The organism is Sphingopyxis sp. BE235, assembly GCF_031457175.1.
GTDB lineage: Bacteria > Pseudomonadota > Alphaproteobacteria > Sphingomonadales > Sphingomonadaceae > Sphingopyxis.
Genome location: NZ_JAVDWC010000002.1, coordinates 745415 through 764470, shown reverse-complemented (window position 1 = coordinate 764470; position 19056 = coordinate 745415). Strand labels below are relative to the sequence as shown.

The window sequence follows — 19056 nt, the reverse complement described above, 5'->3', positions numbered from 1 at the left end:
GTCACATCCGGAACACGCCGAACCCGCGGTCCTCGACCGGGGCGTTCAGCGTCGCGGAAAAGGCCAGCCCGAGCACGTCACGCGTCTGCGCGGGGTCGATGATGCCGTCGTCCCAGAGGCGCGCGGTGGCGTGGTAGGGATTGCCTTCGTCCTCATATTTCTGGCGGATCGGCGCCTTGAAGGCTTCGGCTTCTTTGGGCGTCCATTTGTCGGCGTCGCGGTGGACGGTCGCGAGCACGCTCGCCGCCTGTTCGCCGCCCATCACGCTGATCCGGCTGTTGGGCCAGCTGAACAGGAAGCGGGGCGAGTAGGCGCGGCCGCACATGCCGTAATTGCCGGCGCCGAAGCTGCCGCCGATCAGCACCGTGATCTTGGGCACCGTTGCGGTTGCGACGGCGGTGACCAGCTTCGCACCATGTTTGGCGATGCCCTCGGCCTCATATTTGCCGCCGACCATGAAGCCCGAGATATTCTGGAGAAAGAGCAGGGGAATGCGCCGCTGCTGCGCCAGCTCGATGAAATGCGCGCCCTTGACCGCGCTTTCGCTGAACAGCACGCCATTGTTCGCAAGGATCGCGACCGGGATGCCCCAGATATGCGCGAAACCGCAGACGAGCGTCGCGCCGTAATTCGCCTTGAACTCGTGAAACTCGCTGGCGTCGACGATCCGCGCGATCACCTCGTGGACGTCGTACGGCGCGCGGACATCGTCGGGGACGACGCCGTATAGCTCTTCGCCGTCATATTTGGGCGGGCGCGGGGCCTTCATCGGCACCTCGAACCCCTTGTCCTCACCCAGATGGCTGACGATGTCGCGCACGATCGTCAACGCATGTTCGTCATTTTCGGCGAGATGATCGACGACGCCCGATTTCTTCGCGTGCAGGTCGCCGCCGCCCAGATCCTCGGCGCTGATTTCCTCGCCCGTCGCGGCCTTCACCAGCGGCGGGCCGGCGAGGAAGATCGTGCCCTGGTTGCGTACGATCACCGTCTCGTCGGACATCGCGGGCACGTAAGCACCGCCCGCGGTGCAGCTGCCCATCACGCACGCGATCTGCGGGATGCGCTTTGCCGACATATTCGCCTGGTTGAAGAAGATGCGGCCGAAATGGTCGCGGTCGGGAAACACCTGGTCCTGATGCGGCAGGTTCGCGCCGCCGCTGTCGACGAGGTAGATGCACGGCAGGCGGTTCGCCTCGGCAATCTCCTGCGCGCGGAGATGCTTCTTGACCGTCATCGGGTAATAGGTGCCGCCCTTCACCGTCGCGTCGTTGCACACGATCATGCACTGGCGTCCCGACACCTGTCCGATCCCGCAGATGAGGCCCGCACCCGGCACCTCGCCATGGTAGAGGTCGTTCGCCGCCAGCTGGCCGATTTCGAGGAAGGGCGAGCCCGGATCGAGCAGCCGCTCGACGCGCTCGCGCGGCAGCAATTTGCCGCGGCTCGTGTGCCGCTCGCGCGACTTTTCGTTGCCGCCGAGCGCCGCTTCGGCGACCGCCGTCCGTAACGCGTCGGTCAGCGCGCGGTTGTGCGCGCTGCGGGTGCGATATTCGTCGCTGTCCGCGTTGATGCTGGTGCCAAGAACCGGTGCGCTCACTGTATCATCTCTCCTGGAAGTCGGTGCGGAACTAACCCGTCGCTCGTCGATTGAAAAGCGCAGCAGGCCGAAAATGGTTGGCGTTGAAACCAGTTTTTCGCACGCCTCGGCCGCCTGCCTGTCCGTGACAAAACAAGGTCATTTCCATGAAAAAAGCTGTCTTTGCCGTTCTTCTGTCCACCGCCGCGGTTCTCGCGGGCCCCGTCGCCTGTAGCAGCGGCAAGGACAGCTCCGCCGCCTACACCGTGGGCACCGAAATCGGGATCAGCAAGGCCGCGATGGACACCGCCGCGAAGCCCGGCGACGACTTCTACGCCTATGCCAACGGCAATTGGGACAAGACGACCGAAATCCCCGCCGACCGCTCGTCGATCGGTGGCTTTTACGTGGCGCAGCTCGAAACCGAAAAGCGGAACCGCGAACTGGTCGATGCGATCGTCAAGAGCGACGCAGCCGCCGATACCAACGAGGGCCGCATCGCCGCTTTCTATAAAGCTTACACCGACACCAAGGCGATCGACGCCGCGGGCATGAAGCCCGTCGCCGCCGACCTCGCACGCTTTGCCGCGATCACCGACAAGGCCGCGCTGTCGAAGGTCCTCGGCGAGCAGCTCCGCGCCGACGTCGACCCCTTGAACGCGACCGATTTCGGCACCGAGAATCTCTTCGGCGTCTTCGTGACGCAGGGGCTCGCGACCCCGGGCGAAGTGATCCCCTATCTGCTGCAGGGCGGGCTCGGCATGCCCGAGCGCGAATATTATCTGTCTGCTGACCCCAAGATGGCGAGCATCCGCACCGCGTACCAAGCCTATATCGCCAAGCTGCTGACCGCCGCGGGTCAGAGCGACGCTGCCGCGAAGGCGAAGCGCATCTACGATCTCGAGGTCAAGATCGCCAAGGCGCATGCGACCCGCGAACAGAGCGAGGACTTCACCAAATCGGCCGACGTCTGGGCCAAGGGCGATTTCGCCAAGAAGGCACCCGGCATCGACTGGCCCGCCTTCATGAGCGCCGCGAAGCTCGATGGCGCGGCAAAGTTCGGCGCCTATCACGCGAACGCGATCACCGGTCTGTCGGCGCTCGTCGCGTCCGAACCGCTCGACGCGTGGAAGGACTGGCTCGCCTTCCACCAGATCAACAGCCACGCAGACGTGCTGCCGAGCGCGATCGATGGCGCGCACTTCACCTTCTACGGCACGACGATGGCGGGCACGCCGCAGCAACGCAGCCGTGACAAGCGCGCGCTCGACGCGCTCGACACCTATCTCGGCGATGCGGTGGGCAAAGCCTATGCCGACAAATATTTCCCTGCCTCGGCCAAGGCCGAAGTCGGCGACATGGTGAAGAACATCAAGGCGGCCTTCGCGACCCGCGTGAACACGATCGACTGGATGGCGCCCGAAACCAAGAAGGAAGCGATCAAGAAGGTCGAAACGATCGCGGTCGGCGTCGGCTACCCCGATACCTGGCGCGATTACGGCAGCTACACCGTCAGCGCCAATGCCTATGCGAACGAGGTCGCGGGGCAACAGGCCGAATATGCGCACCAGCTCGCCAAGATCGGCAAGCCGATGGACAAGGGTGAATGGTGGATGGTCCCGCAGACGGTCAACGCGGTGAACCTGCCCGTCCAGAACGCGCTGAACTTCCCCGCCGCGATCCTGCAGCCGCCCTTCTTCAACGCCAAGGCCGACCCGGCGTTCAACTATGGTGCGATCGGCGCCGTTATCGGGCACGAGATCAGCCACAGCTTCGACAATAATGGCGCGGCGTTCGATTCGACCGGCGCGCTGCGCAACTGGTGGACCCCGGCGGATCTGGCGAAATTCGACGCCGCGGGCGATGCGCTTGCGGCGCAGTTCGACACCTACAAGCCGTTCCCCGACCTCGCGGTCAACGGCAAGCTGACGCTCGGCGAAAATATCGCCGACGTTGCGGGGCTGCAGGCGTCGTACGACGCCTATCGCGCCTCGCTGGGTGGCAAGGAGGCGCCGGTGATCGACGGCTTCACCGGCGATCAGCGTTTCTTCATCGCCTTTGCGCAGACCTGGGCGACCAAGATGCGCGCCGAGGCGCTGCGCGCGCGCGTCGCGACCGACGGTCATGCGCCGGGCATGTACCGCGCGCTGACAGTGCGCAACCTCGACGCATGGTACAAGGCGTTCAACGTCCAGCCGACCGACAAGCTGTACCTTGCGCCCGACAAGCGCGTCCGCGTCTGGGGTTGAGAAACGGGAAGGGCGGGGCGTCATTTCGCCTCGCCCTCACCGGACGGCGCGCCGGGCTTTTCCTTCAGGATCAGGTAGCGATAGACGCCGATCGCGTTGATGATCAGCAGCGCGATGTTCTGCCACCCGATACCCTCGCTATCGGGCTGCAGGAAACCCCAGCCGATCAGCGCGGCGCTGCTCGTTACGAAGACGACGAACGCCCAGCCGGTCCAGCGCCGCCCGAGGTTGAGCGACACAACGAGTGCCGCGAGGGTCGCCGCGCCGGCACCATAATATTGCAGGGCGGTGAGCAATGTATCGCTCATCGCGGCTCGATGAGATTGCTGACCTCGACCAGATTGCCGTCGGGATCGTGGAAATAGAGCGAGTCGATTGTCCCGGTCGCGCCATCGCGCAATCCCGCGTCGATGATCGCGACGCCTTGGGATTCCAGATGCGTGCGCCATTCGGCAACCGGCGTATCGCTGAGCAGGCAGAAATTGCCGCTGCCCGGCACGGTGTCGCGCGCTATGGCTGGGCTGGTCGCGGCATCCTGCAGGCTGATCTTGCGCGCGCCGAACTGCAGCGAATATTTGCCCGGCCGTTCCTCGCGTGCAGTCATGCCGAGCACGCGTTCATAGAAGGTGCGCGTCGCCGCGACGTCGCGGACGCACAGCACGATATGGTCGAAACCTGAGACGCGAAACCCGCTCATCGCTCGCTCGCCGTTGCGCCATGGACATATTCGAGCTTCAGCCCGTCGGGATCGGCAAAGAAGAGGGCGTAATAATCGGGGCCATAGCGCGGATAATCGGCGGGTGCGTCGAGGATCGTCGCGCCGATCTCCAGCAACAGCGCGTGCAGCCGGTCAACATCCGCACGGCTGTCGCTCGTCCACGCCAGATGATGGAGGCCTGGCGAGTATCGATCATGCGTGCGCCCGGCGCCGTCGCCGCGCGCCTTCACGATGCCGATCGAATGGAAGGGCTCGCCGACGCGGTCCCAGTCGCTGCCATTGTCGTGATCGGCCGAGCGCCGGTAGCCGAGAAAACCGAGCACGGCTTCGTAGAAGACGCGCGAACGGGCAAGGTCGCTGACCGTCAGGTCGATATGATGGACCAGCCCGCGCGCGCTCATGCCGCCCCCAGCAGTGCGAAGACGCCCGAAGCGGTGAGGATAGGCCAGCCAATATGGCGGCCGCGCGTGTAGATCGCGTCGAACAATCCGGTTGCGGTCCAGGCGCCGCCGATCAGCAGGATCAGCTCGCGCGGTGTCCCCGGCCAGATGACCGAGGCCGCCGATACCAGCATCAGCAGCGACAGCGCGTGCCATGCGAGGCGAAACACCCTGCGCGCGAGATCGACACCCATGATGCCTTGATCGAGCATCATCAGCGGTCCAATCAACCGCCGTTCGCCCAAAGCGCCATGCACAATGGCCGTCGTCACCATGAAGGCGGCCGACAGCCACAGCCAGATCACGCGCCGGCGCCGATCAGTTCGCGGCCGATCAGCATGCGGCGAATCTCGTTCGTGCCCGCGCCGATGTCGAGCAGCTTGGCGTCGCGCCAGTAACGCTCGACCGGCCAGTCCTTGGTGTAACCCGCGCCGCCCAGCGCCTGGATCGCTTCGCCCGCGACCTTCACGGCATTCTCGCTCGCCAGCAGGATGCAGCCCGCGGCGTCGAAGCGCGTCGTCTGCCCCGCGTCGCACGCCTTCGCGACGTTATAGACATAGGAGCGCGCCGACTGGAGCATCACATACATGTCGGCGACCTTCGCCTGCATCAGCTGGAACGATCCGATCGGCTTGCCGAACTGCTTGCGCTCGCGAACATAGGGAATGACGGTATCGAGGCACGCCTGCATGATCCCGAGCTGCAGCCCCGCGAGCACGACGCGCTCATAATCGAGCCCCGACATCAGCACGCCGACGCCGCCATTCTCAGGACCCATGACCTGCTCTTCGGACACTTCGCAATCGGTGAACACCAGCTCGGCGGTCGGCGAGCCGCGCATGCCGACCTTGTCGATCTTCTGCCCGATGCTGAATCCCGGCATGTCCTTTTCGATCAGGAACGCCGTGATGCCGCGCGATCCCGCCTCGGGGCTGGTCTTCGCATAGACGACAAGCGTGTCGGCGTGCGTTGCGTTGGTGATCCAGAATTTGGTGCCGTTGAGGACGTATCCGCTGCCCTTGCGCTCGGCCTTCAGCTTCATCGACACGACATCGCTGCCCGCGCCGGCCTCGGACATCGCCAGGCTGCCGACATGCTCGCCGCTGATCAGCTTGGGAAGATATTTCGCCTTCTGCGCGGCGTTGCCCCAGCGGCGGATCTGGTTGACGCAAAGGTTCGAATGCGCGCCGTAGGAGAGGCCGATCGCGCCCGATGCGCGGCTCACTTCCTCGACCGCGATCACATGTTCGAGATAGCCGAGGCCGAGCCCGCCGAACTCTTCCTCGACGGTGATGCCGTGCAGCCCGAGGTCGCCCATCTGCGTCCACAATTCGTCGCGCGGAAACCAGTCGTCGGCGTCGGCCCTGGCGGCGAGCGGCGCGATCTGTTCATCGGCGAAGCGGGCGGTGGTGTCGCGGATCATGTCGGCGGTTTCGCCGAGCGCGAAATCGAAATCGGGGGTGGCGCGCATGGATTACCTATCGATCGAGGGGGCAGGACTGCGCGCGAGTGTGCATCAAAATATCAGCATAGGGAAATTGAAACGAGGTGAGATTTGGCATAAGGAAAATTTATGATAAAGCGCACGCATATCCGCCAGTTCCTCGCCGTCGTCGACGCCGGCAGCTTTACGCAGGCGGCGCTGCGCATCCGCGTCACCCAGCCGGCGCTGTCGACCGGCATCGCCGAGCTCGAAAAGCTGGTCGGGACCGCACTGTTCATTCGCAACCGCCGCCAGATCCGGTTGACCGAGGCGGGCGGGCGCTTCCTGCCGATCGCGCGCGATCTCGAGCGCGGCTTTCGCGCCGCCGACAGCTTCGAGCGCGAGAGCGACCCCCGGTCGAGCGAACTCAAGCTCGGTGTGATCCGCTCGGCACCCGCCGAATTGCTGCAGGCGATCGCCGCCGCGCTGCGGCCGAGCTTTGCGATCGAACTCGTCGAAAACAGCGACTCCGAACTGCGCGCCGCGCTCGGCAGCGGCCGCATCAACATGGCGCTCGTCCCGCTGCGGCCGGGCGAGCGCGGCGACCATGTGATGCCGCTCTATGAAGAACCGCTCGCGATGTTCATCGCATCGGACCATCCGCTCGCCGGGCGCATCGAGGTCGGCCCCGAGGAACTCGCCGCCGAAACGATGATCGCGCGCCGCTCGTGCGAATTCCTCGATGCGACCAGCCGCTTCTTCACGCGCCACGGCGTCCGTCCGCGCTTCGCGCTGCGCAGCGAAAGCGACGAGCGTTGCCTGCGCATGGTCGCCGCGGGGATCGGGATCACCACAGCGCCCGTCTCGCTCGCAATCGACGGCATCGTTCCGCTCAAGGTCGCGGGCTATGATTTCCGCCGCGAACTCGGGCTGATCGCCGACCCCGCTTGGCGCACGCTCCCCGAAATCGCGCCGCGTCTCGCACACGCGCTCGAAACGATCGGCGCGATCGCGGCCGAATGGCGGCAGATGAAGGTCGATACCGCCGCATGACCCGCGCCCCCAAGACCCGCACCCCCAAGTCTGGCTTGCAGCGTCCAAAGGCCATAACGTTTGCCCCCTCGCATCACGCAGCGGTACGGCGACGTCCTTCACCCCGTCCATTTGGACGTATGACTAGATGAAAAATACCCTATTCCGCTCTCCACGGCGGAAGCGCGAGGAGGCGAGTTTGTTGTCGTCTGAGTTACAGACAAAATCACTGGAGCTGACCCATCTCGACCGGCTCGAGGCCGAGAGCATCCATATCATGCGCGAAGTGATGGCCGACGCGGCCAAGCCCGTGATGCTGTACAGCGTGGGCAAGGACAGCGCCGTCATGCTGCATCTCGCGCGCAAAGCCTTCTATCCCTCGCCGCCGCCGTTCCCGCTGCTCCACGTCGACACGACATGGAAGTTTCAGGCGATGTACGAGCTGCGCGACCGCATGGCCGCCGAAAGCGGGATGGAGTTGCTCGTCTATCAGAACCCCGAAGCCAAGGAGCGCGGGATCAACCCGTTCGACCATGGTCCGCTCCACACCGACATGTGGAAGACCGAAGGGTTGAAGCAGGCGCTCGACCTCCACGGCTTCGACGTCGCCTTCGGCGGTGCGCGCCGCGACGAGGAAAAAAGCCGCGCGAAGGAGCGCATCTTCTCGTTCCGCACCGCGACCCACGGCTGGGATCCGAAGAAGCAGCGCCCCGAGCTCTGGAACCTCTACAACGCCCGCAAGGCGAAGGGCGAGAGCATCCGCGTCTTCCCGATCTCGAACTGGACCGAGCTCGACATCTGGCAGTACATCGCGCGCGAAAACATCCCGATCGTCCCGCTCTACTTCGCCGCACCGCGCCCGACGGTGGAGCGCGACGGCTTGCTCCTGATGGTCGACGACGACCGCTTCCCGCTGCTGCCCGGCGAGACGCCGGTGGAACGCTCGGTGCGCTTCCGCACCCTTGGCTGTTACCCGCTCACGGGTGCAGTCGAGAGCGAGGCCAGCACGCTGTCCGAGGTGATCCAGGAAATGCTGCTGACCACGACCAGCGAACGGCAGGGCCGCATCATCGACAAGGATGGCGGCGATGCCAGTATGGAGAAGAAGAAGCAGGAGGGGTATTTCTGATGACCGACCCCATCTACGTCACCGACGCCCTCATCGCCGAGGATATCGACGCCTATCTCGAACAGCATCAGCAGAAATCTTTGCTGCGCTTCATCACCTGCGGTTCGGTCGACGACGGCAAATCGACGCTGATCGGGCGCCTGCTCTATGACTCGAAGATGATCTTCGAGGACCAGCTCGCCGCATTGGAAGCCGACAGCAAGCGCGTCGGCACACAGGGGCAGGAGATCGATTTTGCGCTGCTCGTCGACGGCCTCGCCGCCGAGCGCGAGCAGGGGATCACGATCGACGTCGCCTATCGCTTTTTCACGACCGAGAAGCGCAAGTTCATCGTCGCCGACACCCCGGGCCATGAGCAGTACACGCGCAACATGGTCACCGGCGCCTCGACCGCCGACCTCGCCGTGATCCTGATCGACGCGCGCAAGGGCGTGCTCACGCAGACGCGCCGCCACAGCTTCCTCGCGCACCTGATCGGCATCAAGCATATCGTGCTCGCGGTGAACAAGATGGACCTTGTCGGCTATGACAAGAGTGTGTTCGACCGCATCACGCTGGCGTACCGCGCTTTCGCGAGCGAGATCGGCATCACCAATTTCACCGCGATCCCGATTTCGGGGTTCAAGGGCGACAATATCACTGCGCTCTCGGACAACACCCCGTGGTTCAAGGGGCCGGCGCTGATCGAACATCTCGAAAATGTCGAGATCGGAGCCGCCGCCGACGAAGCCAAGCCCTTCCGCTTGCCAGTGCAGTGGGTCAACCGCCCGAACCTCGATTTCCGCGGCTTCTCGGGCCAGCTCGCGAGCGGCAAGGTCCGGCCCGGTGACGCCGTGCGCATTCTGCCGAGCGGCAAGACGACGACGGTCGACCGCATCGTCACCCTCGATGGCGACTTGGGCGAAGCCGTCGCAGGCCAGTCGGTGACGCTGACGCTCGCCGACGAGGTCGACTGCTCGCGCGGCGACGTCATCGCCGCCGCCGACGCGCCGCCCGAGGCCGCCGACCAGTTCGAGGCAACGCTGGTGTGGATGGCCGACGAGGCGATGATTGCGGGCCGGGCCTATTGGCTCAAGCTCGCGACACAATCCGTCTCGGCGACGATCCAGCAGCCGAAGTACGAGATCAACGTCAACACGCTCGACCATCTCGCGGCGAAAACGCTCGACCTTAACGGTATCGGCGTCGTCGAGCTGTCGACCGACAAGCCGATCGTGTTCGAGGCCTATGGCGACAACCGGACGCTCGGTGGTTTCATCCTGATCGACAAGCTCACCAATGCGACGGTCGCCGCGGGCATGCTGCACTTCAGCCTCCGCCGCGCGCAGAATGTCCATTGGCAGGCGACCGACATCGACCGCGACATGCGCGCCAGCCTCAAGAACCAGCGGCCCGCGTTGCTCTGGTTCACCGGGCTGTCGGGATCGGGCAAGTCGACGATCGCGAACCTCGTCGAGAAAAAGCTGCACCGGATGAACAGGCACAGCTTCCTGCTCGACGGCGACAATGTCCGCCACGGCCTTAACCGCGACCTCGGCTTTACCGAGGCCGACCGGATCGAGAATATCCGCCGCGTCGGCGAGGTTGCGAAGCTGATGAGCGACGCCGGCCTCATCGTCATCACCGCCTTCATCTCGCCCTTCCGCGTCGAGCGCGAAATGGTGCGCAGCATGTTGCCTGAGGGCGAGTTCATCGAAGTCTTCATCGATACACCGTTGGCCGAGGCCGAGAAGCGCGACGTCAAAGGCCTCTATAAAAAGGCGCGCGCGGGGCAGCTCAAGAATTTCACCGGCATCGACAGCCCTTATGAGGCGCCCGAGAGCCCGGAAATTCGCATCGACACGACCGCGATGACGCCCGAGGAAGCGGCCGACCTCATCATCGATCGCCTGCTGGGATAATTGGAACAATATGGCTGAAAGTGACGCCGAACTCGCCGAAAGGCTCGCGGCCGCCGCGGGCGCGATCCTGCTCGAGCTGCGCGGAAAGGGCGACCTCGACGGGAAAGCGCTGGGTCAAGCGGGCGACGAAGCCGCCAACGCGATGCTGTGCCGCGAAATCCGCGCCGCGCGTCCCGACGACGCGCTGCTGTCCGAGGAAGAAAAGGACAATGTGGCGCGCTGTGGCCAGAGCCGCGTCTGGATCGTCGACCCGCTCGACGGCACGCGCGAATATGGCGAGGGCCGCGACGATTGGGCGGTGCATGTCGCGCTTGCGGTCGATGGCATGGCAAGCGTCGGCGCGGTTGCCCTGCCGGGCCTTGGGTTGACGCTGACGTCGGCCGCACCCGCATCGCTCCAGCCTGCAAACAACCCGCTCAAGATGCTCGTCAGCCGCACGCGCCCCGCTGCCGAAGCCGTCTTCGTCGCCGAACGGATCGGCGCCGAACTGCTCGCCATGGGCTCGGCGGGCGCCAAGGCGATGGCGGTGGTGCGCGGCGAGGCGGACATCTATCTCCACACCGGCGGCCAATATGAATGGGACAATTGTGCGCCCGTCGCGGTTGCGCAGGCGGCGGGGCTGCACGTCAGCCGGGTCGACGGATCGCCGCTGCGCTACAACAACGCTGACACCTATCTGCCCGACCTGCTGATCTGCCGCGCCGAACTCGCGGGCGAGGTGCTGCGGCTCGCGGCAGAGTTTTCGCCGGACTGACGATTTCCCTCCCCCTTGATGGGGGAGGCAGCGAGACTTGCCAGCTTGCTGGCTAGTCGCAGCGGTCGGGGTGCGGTCTCGGCCTGAGGCGACCGTTCAACGACGCGCCGTCACCTCCATCCAACTTCCCCCATCGAGGGGGAAGGTTTCGTGATTGCCAGCCTCGGCTCAACATCCTAATCCGTTGCATCGAGAAACCGAAAAGCGACGGGAGATGCGCGATGACCGACCTGCCTGAAACCAACCTCACCATGCTGACGCTTGTGAAGCCCGAAGGGCAGCTCGAGGTGTCGCTTGAACCGCGCCCGATGCCGACGCCGAAACCGCACGAGGTGCTGGTAAAGGTGCTCGCCGCGCCGATCAATCCGTCGGACCTCGGCCTGCTGTTCGGCGGCGCCGACATGTCGACCGCGCGTGCGTCGACCAGGGACGGCCAGCCGCTGATCACCGCTGACGTCCCGCCCGCGGGCATGCGCGCAATGGGCGGCCGCATCGGCGATGCCCTCGCAATCGGCAACGAAGGCTGCGGCACCGTCGTCGCAGCGGGCGACACGCCCGAGGCGCAGGCGCTGCTGGGCAAGACCGTCGCGCTGCTCGGCGGCGAAATGTATGCCGAATATCGCTGCCTGCCGGTGCAGATGGTGATGCCGCTCCCCGACGGCACCGATCCCGCCGACGGCGCCTCCTGCTTCGTCAATCCGCTGACCTCGCTCGCGTTCACCGAGACGATGCGGATGGAGAATCACAGCGCGATCGTCCACACCGCCGCGGCCTCGAACCTCGGTCAGATGCTCGTCAAGATTTGCGCCAAGGACGGCATCCCGCTCGTCAACATCGTGCGCAGCGACGCGCAGGTCGAGATACTGAAAGGCATCGGCGCGAAATATATCGTCAACAGCAGCGCCGACGATTTCATGGAGCGACTGGTCGACGCGATCGTCGAGACCGGCGCGACGATCGGCTTCGACGCGACGGGGGGCGGCAAGCTCGCGGGCCAGATCCTGACCGCGATGGAAGCCGCGGCGGTCAAGCGCATGACGACCTACAGCCGCTATGGCTCGGACACGTTCAAGCAGGTCTATATCTATGGCGCGCTCGACCTGTCGCCGACGACCTTCTCGGCGCGGAGCTTCGGTCTGACCTGGGCGCTCGGCGGCTTCCTGCTGACGCCGTTCATGGCGAAGGCGGGGATGGAGACCGTCGGGCGGATGCGGAAACGCGTCGTCGATGAACTGACGACGACGTTCAAGAGCCACTACAGCCACGAAATCTCGCTGACCGAGGCGCTGAATGTCGATACGGCGCAGGCGTATAATGCGAAGCGCACGGGCGAGAAATATCTGATCAAGCCGCACGGGTAGGATGGGGTTGCGTCCGGTCACGACCGGAAGCGGACACCCCGTACTCTCGTCATCCCGGACTTGATCCGGGATCCCGCTTTTTTATGCGTCGGCTGGCGTCGGTCTCAAGCGGGACCCCGGATCAAGTCCGGGGTGACGAAGGGAAAGGGTGCGCGGACCGCTTCCCATCCCCGCTCGGTCACGACCCACAAAACACAGCTTTCCTACATTATTTCCATATGTCAGCGTCGGCTCTGGCTCTTTGATTTCGTAGAAACTCGGTCTGCTGCGTGCGACAAAGGCGATATTTTCGACGCGCGCATTGGTATCATTTGCCGCCTTAAAGCCACAAAAGCCACAATTCGCATGCGTGCATGCGGGGCTTTTGTGGCTTTATCGCCGAACGAAGTGCGATTTCAGAGTGAAGTTAGGCGGAATTCCGCCATTTCCTGAATCAGCGTTTCATGCACTGGCGCACATCGTCGCGCTTATATTCGCTGCAATTCCACAGCGCCTTTTCGAACCCGGCCTTGTCGTCGCGGAGGTAGGAGAAGGTCATCGCCGCGCGCTGCGTGTCGCTCATCGCGTCGCTGTCAGGCTTCAACACCGGATTGGTCCAGCCCATGAACTTGCAATAGGGCTTGTCGCCGCACAGCCGGAGCGCGGTGGTGACGAAGCTCTCGGGCGCGGCCTTGCGGTCGAGCTGGGTGTAGATGGTGTCGCGGCCCGCGCTCTCGCCCGCGCCGGCGACGACGCGCGCTTCGCCGACCGCGGCATTGGCATCGACGCCCGCCATTTCGACCGGCAAGCCGAGTGCCATCGCGTGCAGCGGCGATATCGCCGCGAGCTTCGCCACCGGACCGTCGCTTCCCGACACCGCGCCACGGAAAGCGCCCGGCGTGCCCCAATAGCCCGGCCAGCGAAAAAAGAGGTGGGTGTCGACGATCGCGATCTTCTCGAGGCTGTCGCTCCAATAGGGGCGGACCCAGTCGGTGTGATAATGGGTGGCGAGGCCGACGGGCGGATAGGTGCCGCCCGACAGCATCATGTCGGCATTGCCCCGCGCGCGCTGCCACGCCGCGTCCGAATAGCGGCGGTTCAATGCCCCGTCGCAGGTAAAGGTGAACTGGCACCCCGTCGTGCGTTCCGAACCCTGGAACACCACGCCGCAGATCGATTTGGGGAAGGCGGGATGCCGGGCGCGGTTGATCACGACCTGACCGACCGCCTGCTGTCCCTTGGCGTCGTCGCCCGCCTCGTAAAGCATCGCGGCGGCAAGGCAGTCGCGGGCGCGGGCCTTCGCGTCGCCGCCGCCCGCATAAACGAACGGTCGCGCCGCGACGAAGCCCTTCGTAATCAGCGCGACCTCGGCGTTCTGCGCGCGCGCGTCGTCTTCGGTGACCGGCGCCAGCACCATCGGCTCGACTTCGGGCACGATGTCGGCGGGCGGCGCCACCGGTTGCCGATGCGCCGCATGCTTTCGCGTGCCGGTCGAATGGCTCGCATAGATCACCGCCACCACCGCCGCGACCACGATCAGGACGAACAACCAGCCCGTCCAGTCGCGCCGCAGGGGCAACGCCGTTTGATCGTCTGGGGGATGCACGAGCGGTCCTCAGATCTCCGGGAGGAAATCGGGGACCGACAGGTAACGCTCGCCGGTGTCATAGTTGAAACCGAGCACGCGGCTCCCCGCGGGAAGTTCGGCGAGCTTCTGTGCGATCGCCGCGAGCGTCGCGCCCGACGAGATGCCGACAAGCATGCCCTCCTCGGTCGCGGCGCGGCGTGCGAAAGTCTTGGCGTCGGCGGCGTCAACCTTGATCACGCCGTCGAGCAGGTCGGTGTGCAGGTTGCGCGGAATGAAGCCTGCACCGATGCCCTGGATCGGGTGCGGTCCGGGCTGCCCACCCGAAATCACCGGCGAGAGATCGGGCTCGACAGCATAGACCTTCAAGTTCGGCCAATGTCCTTTCAGGAACTGCGCAACGCCCGTGATATGCCCACCGGTGCCGACGCCAGTGATCAGCACATCGATCGGGCTGTCCTTGAAATCGGCGAGGATTTCGGGACCCGTCGTGCGGACGTGAACGTCGATATTGGCTTCATTCTCGAACTGCTGCGGCATCCACGCGCCGGGGGTCGTCTCCACCAGTTCGATCGCGCGCTCGATCGCGCCCTTCATGCCCTTTTCGCGCGGCGTCAGGTCGAAGGTCGCGCCATAGGCGAGCATCAAGCGGCGGCGCTCGACCGACATGCTTTCGGGCATGACGAGCACGAGCTTGTAGCCCTTGACCGCGGCGGCCATCGCGAGGCCGATGCCGGTGTTACCCGACGTCGGCTCGACGATGGTGCCGCCGGCTTTCAGGCTGCCGTCCTTTTCGGCGGCCTCGATCATCGCAAGGCCGATTCGATCCTTGATCGATCCACCGGGATTGCTGCGTTCCGACTTCACCCAGACTTCGGCGTCGGGGAACAGCTTGGCGACACGGATGTGCGGCGTGTTGCCGATGGTGTCGAGGATCGAATTGGCTTTCATGATCGGTGCGCTCTTTCCTTGAATTCGAACCGCGGGTCGCGGCGGACACGATTTGGCCAGTCTCCGGCACGCAGCCAGAGCGCCTCGTCCGCCAGCGCCGGCGTGGTCGCGGGTTGTAACGAGGCGAGCAGATACTGTCCATAAGGCCAGTCCGCGATGCCCGAGTCCGCGTTGATATGGCCGAACGGCCCGGCGTTGACGAACCGCGCGTCCCAGTGCCGCGACAGGCGCCAGACATAGGAGGTTTTGGCATAAGGATCATCATCGCTGGCTACGACGATCATCGGCGTCTGCGACGAAAGCGGCGGCGAGTCGGTAAAGCTTTCGACCCGCGTGTCGCGCCTGAGCTGCGTCAGGTCGGGCGGCGCGACGAGCAGCGCGCCGGCGATCCGGTCGCGTGCGACGCTGCTGGCGGCGGCGAACCAATGGGCAAAGGCATGGCAGCCAAGGCTGTGTGCCGCAACGAGGACGGGTTCATGTTCGGCATCGATCGCGGCGGCGATCTTCTCGACCCACTCGTCTTTCACGGGTTCGTCCCACCCGCCGAGTTCGATTCGTTCGCAGCGGGCGAAGCTTCGCTCCCACAGGCTTTGCCAATGGGTCGGGCCGCTGTTGTAAAGCCCGGGAATGGTCAGGATTTTGTGGCGGATATTCGAATTGTGCATGGCGGTCGCTCCATCGGGGGAGAGAGGGGAACCGCGGTGACGGGTGAGCCTTATTTAACTCAACTGATTAAATTGACAATATGCTTTTGACGAAAGGAGCACGAGGTACGGCGAATGGTTTTATCTTATCCGTTGGTCTGCCTGAACTGCGGCTCGAACGTCCGCGTACGTCGCAGTTCAGGAAATATCCAGGCCCAGAGCGCGGTCACACCGACCGCCGCGGCACCGCCTACGACAACCGCGCTGACCGGACCAAGCGCCGCCGCCATCGCCCCAGCGCGCATTTCGCCGAGCTCGTTCGAAGCGGAAATGGCAAGCCCCGACGCGGCGCTGACGCGGCCGCGCATATGGTCAGGCGTGTTGAGCTGGATCAGCGTGCCGCGCACAAAGACCGAGAACATGTCGGCGGCGCCCATCAGGACAAGGACGCCGAGCGACAGGAACAGGTTGGTCGAGAGCCCGAACACCACTGTCCCGGCGCCGAAGGCGGCGACCGCCCACAACATCTTCACCCCGACGTTGCGCTCGATCGGGCGGATGGCGAGGCCGACCGCTACGCCAACCGATCCAAAGGCGACGGCGGCGCGCATCAATCCGGCGCCTTCGGGTCCGGCGTGCAATATATCGCGCGCGAACACCGGGAACATCGCGGTCGCGCCTGCGAGCAGCACGGCGAACAGGTCGAGCGTGATCGTCCCGAGCAGGAAACGCTCGATCCACACGAAGCGCAAACCGTCGACCATCTCGCGCAGCGGATGGCGGCGGACTTCGGCGGGCGGCGGCTGGACCCGCCGCACCCGGCTGAGCGTGAAGGCCGATATGGCAAGGAGGATGGCCGAGAAAACATACACGGCGCCCGGATGCGCCGCGTAGATGAGGCCGCCCGCTGCGGGGCCGATCACCGACGCCGACTGCCACGCGATGCTGCTCATCGCGATCGCGCGGGGCAGCACCGCGGGCGGGACGATATTGGGCGCGATCGCACTCATCGCTGGCCCCGAGAAGACGCGTGCGACGCCGTGGAGCGCGGCGAGGGTGAAGAGCAACGGCAGCGTCAACTGGTCGTGCCAGGTGAACCAGCCGAGCGTGGCGGCAATGAGGAGATCGATGAGGTTCGAAAAGATCGCGACGCTGCGCCGCTCGAACCGGTCGGCGGCCCATCCCGCGACGGGGGTCAGGATCGCGAGCGGAACGAACTGGAAGAGGCCGAGCAGCCCGAGCTGAAACGATGCCTCCTTGATCGACATGCCATAGTCGGTGCGCGCGGTGTCATAGAGCTGGTAGCCGATCACGACGACCATCGCGATCGTCGCCATCACCGCGGTGAAGCGCGCGAGCCAGAAATAGCGGAAATCGGGAAAGCTGAGCGGGGAGGGGGCTTTGGGCGTTGCTTCCGGCAATACCGGGTCTTCGCCTTCGGGGGGAGGGATCGTCGCCATTGAAGACCGCCGTAGCCCGCTTTTCGGGACTGTCCAGATGGCATAGCTTTGCCGTTCGTCGATTATCGGATGTCATTGATCGGGGCCGCTGGCAGAAGCACCCCCACAGGAGTCAGGGAGACACTCGAATGAAAAACAAACTTGCCCGCTTCGGCGGCGCTGCAATGGCCGCGACTTTGCTGGTTCTCACCGCGTGCAACGCATCCGACAACAAGTCGGCAACCGCCCCGAGCGCGAAGAATTGGACCGAATTCCGCGATAATTTCCTGAAAGGCTATTTCCCGCTCAATCCGAATTTCGCGGTCTATCAGGGCAAGCATGAGTTCGACGGGCAATTGCCCGACTGGTCGCCCGAGGGACTCGAAAAGCAGGCGGCCTATCTCGAAAAGGCGATTGCCGATGCCAAGGCTTTCGACGGCGAGATGACCGATGCCGAAAAGTTCGAGCGCGATTACCTGGTCCATGTTGCGCAGGGGCAGCTCTTCTTCCTTCGCGATACCGATTTCGCGCAGAAGAACCCGTCCTTCTACACTGGCGCGCTCGACCCCAACGTCTATATCGCGCGCCCCTATGCCGACGCGACGACGCGGATGAAGGCCTTTATCGCTTACGCCGAAAAGGTCCCCGCGGCTGCTGCGCAGATCAAGGCCAACCTCAAGCTTCCGCTGCCCGCGACCTTCGTCAAATATGGCACCGCAGGCTTCGGCGGTTTTGCCGACTATTATAAGGGCGACGCCAAAGCCGCCTTCGCCTCGGTCAAGGACGAAGCGCTGCAGAAGCAGTTCGACGAAGCCGCCGCGAAGGCCGGCGCGGCGATGACCGACCTTGCCAAATATGTCGGATCGCAGCCGGGCACGCCCGACGGCTATGCGCTCGGCGCCGCGAAATTCTCGAAGATGATCCTGACCAACGAGGGTGTCGACACGCCGCTCGACGAATTGGAGCGCATCGGTCAGGCCGATCTCAAGCGCAATCAGGACGCGCTCAAGGCCGCCTGTGCGACTTACGCCGCGGGGATGACGATCGCCGACTGCATGAAGAAGATGAATTCCGATAAGCCCGCCGACGGCCCGGTCGCCGAAGCGCGCCGCCAGCTGCCGACGCTGCGCGCCTTCCTGATCGAAAAGGACATCGTCACGATCCCCGGCACCGAGCAGGCGCAGGTCGAGGAATCGCCGCCGTACAACCGTCAGAACAGCGCCTATATCGACATCCCCGGGCCGTATGAGAAAGGCCTGCCGTCGGTCTATTATATCTCGCCGCCCGACCCGAGCTGGGATGGGAAGACGCAGGCTGATTTCGTCCCCGGTCGCAAGGATCTGATGTTCACCTCGGTTCACGAGGTATGGCCGGGCCACTTCCTCAATTTCCTCCATTCGAACCGCGCCGAAAGCATCTTCGGCAAGCTGTTCGTCGGCTATGCCTTCGCCGAAGGCTGGGCGCATTATACCGAGGAAATGATGTGGGACGCGGGGCTCGGCGAGGGCGATCCCGAAACGCACATCGGCCAGCTTTCGAACGCGCTGCTGCGCGATTGCCGTTACCTGTCGGCAATCGGCCTGCACACCAAGGGCATGACCGTCGCGGACTCCGAAAAGCTGTTCAAGGAGCATTGCTATCAGGACGAGGGCAATGCGCGGCAGCAGGCAGCGCGTGGCACCTATGATCCCGCCTATCTCAACTACACGATGGGCAAGCTGATGATCCGCAAGCTGCGCGAAGACTGGACCAAGGGCGACAAGACGAGGTGGAAAGCGTTCCACGACGAGTTCCTGTCGTACGGCGGCCCGCCGATCCCGATGGTTCGCGCGGCGATGATGAAGGAAGAGGCGCCGAAGGCGGTCTTCTGAG

17 protein-coding genes are annotated in these 19056 nt (G+C 64.5%); 7 read left to right on the top strand and 10 right to left on the bottom strand.

Going from position 1 to position 19056, the window contains the following annotated elements:
• Window position 1: 1 nt before the first annotated feature.
• Entirely contained in the window at window positions 2-1600 is a 1599-nt protein-coding gene (locus J2X38_RS10885; RefSeq protein ID WP_310253951.1) for a carboxyl transferase domain-containing protein, read from the bottom strand.
• A gap of 146 nt (window positions 1601-1746) precedes the next feature.
• Here J2X38_RS10885 and J2X38_RS10880 point away from each other — a divergent pair, with 146 nt between their 5' ends.
• Window positions 1747-3828 carry a M13 family metallopeptidase gene (locus tag J2X38_RS10880; RefSeq protein ID WP_310253949.1) on the top strand — a complete coding sequence of 694 codons (2082 nt, stop codon included), beginning with the start codon at window positions 1747-1749 and terminating at the stop codon, window positions 3826-3828.
• 20 nt (window positions 3829-3848) lie between these two features.
• Here the strand turns inward: J2X38_RS10880 and J2X38_RS10875 are convergent, their stop codons facing one another.
• Genes J2X38_RS10875 through J2X38_RS10855 form a run of 5 tightly spaced genes read right to left on the bottom strand, consistent with a single transcriptional unit; the run spans window position 3849 to window position 6457 of the window.
• Window positions 3849-4136 carry a hypothetical protein gene (locus tag J2X38_RS10875; RefSeq protein ID WP_310253947.1) on the bottom strand — a complete coding sequence of 96 codons (288 nt, stop codon included), beginning with the start codon at window positions 4134-4136 and terminating at the stop codon, window positions 3849-3851.
• Complete coding sequence (locus tag J2X38_RS10870) at window positions 4133-4525, bottom strand: VOC family protein (protein WP_310253945.1); 393 nt, start codon at window positions 4523-4525, stop codon at window positions 4133-4135. Before J2X38_RS10870 ends, J2X38_RS10875 begins: the two co-directional genes overlap by 4 nt.
• On the bottom strand, window positions 4522-4947 hold the full coding sequence (locus tag J2X38_RS10865; protein WP_310253943.1) for a VOC family protein: 426 nt from the start codon (window positions 4945-4947) through the stop codon (window positions 4522-4524). Before J2X38_RS10865 ends, J2X38_RS10870 begins: the two co-directional genes overlap by 4 nt.
• Entirely contained in the window at window positions 4944-5291 is a 348-nt protein-coding gene (locus J2X38_RS10860; protein ID WP_310253941.1) for a hypothetical protein, read from the bottom strand. Before J2X38_RS10860 ends, J2X38_RS10865 begins: the two co-directional genes overlap by 4 nt.
• Window positions 5288-6457, bottom strand: a complete 1170-nt coding sequence (locus tag J2X38_RS10855) for an isovaleryl-CoA dehydrogenase (RefSeq protein ID WP_310253939.1) — start codon at window positions 6455-6457, stop codon at window positions 5288-5290. Before J2X38_RS10855 ends, J2X38_RS10860 begins: the two co-directional genes overlap by 4 nt.
• Before the next feature lie 102 nt (window positions 6458-6559).
• Here J2X38_RS10855 and J2X38_RS10850 point away from each other — a divergent pair, with 102 nt between their 5' ends.
• The 5 genes from J2X38_RS10850 to J2X38_RS10830 all read left to right on the top strand — a co-directional run bounded on the left by J2X38_RS10850 (window position 6560) and on the right by J2X38_RS10830 (window position 12586).
• Window positions 6560-7462 carry a LysR family transcriptional regulator gene (locus J2X38_RS10850; protein ID WP_310253937.1) on the top strand — a complete coding sequence of 301 codons (903 nt, stop codon included), beginning with the start codon at window positions 6560-6562 and terminating at the stop codon, window positions 7460-7462.
• 181 nt (window positions 7463-7643) lie between these two features.
• Window positions 7644-8570 carry a sulfate adenylyltransferase subunit CysD gene (cysD, locus tag J2X38_RS10845; RefSeq protein WP_405053451.1) on the top strand — a complete coding sequence of 309 codons (927 nt, stop codon included), beginning with the start codon at window positions 7644-7646 and terminating at the stop codon, window positions 8568-8570.
• The gene (gene cysN, locus J2X38_RS10840) at window positions 8570-10471 is read left to right on the top strand and encodes a sulfate adenylyltransferase subunit CysN (protein WP_310253932.1); all 1902 of its coding nucleotides are present in this window, start codon (window positions 8570-8572) and stop codon (window positions 10469-10471) included. Before cysD ends, cysN begins: the two co-directional genes overlap by 1 nt.
• A 10-nt stretch (window positions 10472-10481) precedes the next feature.
• Window positions 10482-11225: a 3'(2'),5'-bisphosphate nucleotidase CysQ gene (locus J2X38_RS10835; protein WP_310253930.1), complete on the top strand. Its 744-nt coding sequence runs from the start codon at window positions 10482-10484 to the stop codon at window positions 11223-11225.
• Window positions 11226-11446: 221 nt separating this feature from the next.
• Window positions 11447-12586 (top strand): zinc-binding dehydrogenase, encoded by a 1140-nt coding sequence (locus tag J2X38_RS10830; RefSeq protein WP_137888579.1) that lies wholly within the window; start codon window positions 11447-11449, stop codon window positions 12584-12586.
• 433 nt (window positions 12587-13019) lie between these two features.
• On the opposite strand, the gene J2X38_RS10825 is transcribed toward J2X38_RS10830, so the two are convergent.
• The 4 genes from J2X38_RS10825 to J2X38_RS10810 form a co-directional block, all read right to left on the bottom strand.
• Window positions 13020-14171, bottom strand: coding sequence for a cell wall hydrolase (locus J2X38_RS10825; protein ID WP_310253927.1), 1152 nt, complete (start codon window positions 14169-14171; stop codon window positions 13020-13022).
• A 9-nt stretch (window positions 14172-14180) separates the two neighbouring features.
• Window positions 14181-15101, bottom strand: a complete 921-nt coding sequence (gene cysK / locus J2X38_RS10820; protein ID WP_058538371.1) for a cysteine synthase A — start codon at window positions 15099-15101, stop codon at window positions 14181-14183.
• Complete coding sequence (locus J2X38_RS10815) at window positions 15098-15766, bottom strand: alpha/beta hydrolase (protein WP_310253924.1); 669 nt, start codon at window positions 15764-15766, stop codon at window positions 15098-15100. The genes cysK and J2X38_RS10815 overlap by 4 nt, the downstream gene beginning before the upstream one ends.
• A 125-nt stretch (window positions 15767-15891) precedes the next feature.
• Window positions 15892-17205 (bottom strand): MFS transporter, encoded by a 1314-nt coding sequence (locus J2X38_RS10810; RefSeq protein WP_310253923.1) that lies wholly within the window; start codon window positions 17203-17205, stop codon window positions 15892-15894.
• Between the two features lie 128 nt (window positions 17206-17333).
• Here J2X38_RS10810 and J2X38_RS10805 point away from each other — a divergent pair, with 128 nt between their 5' ends.
• Complete coding sequence (locus tag J2X38_RS10805) at window positions 17334-19055, top strand: DUF885 domain-containing protein (RefSeq protein ID WP_310253921.1); 1722 nt, start codon at window positions 17334-17336, stop codon at window positions 19053-19055.
• Window position 19056: the final 1 nt, after the last annotated feature.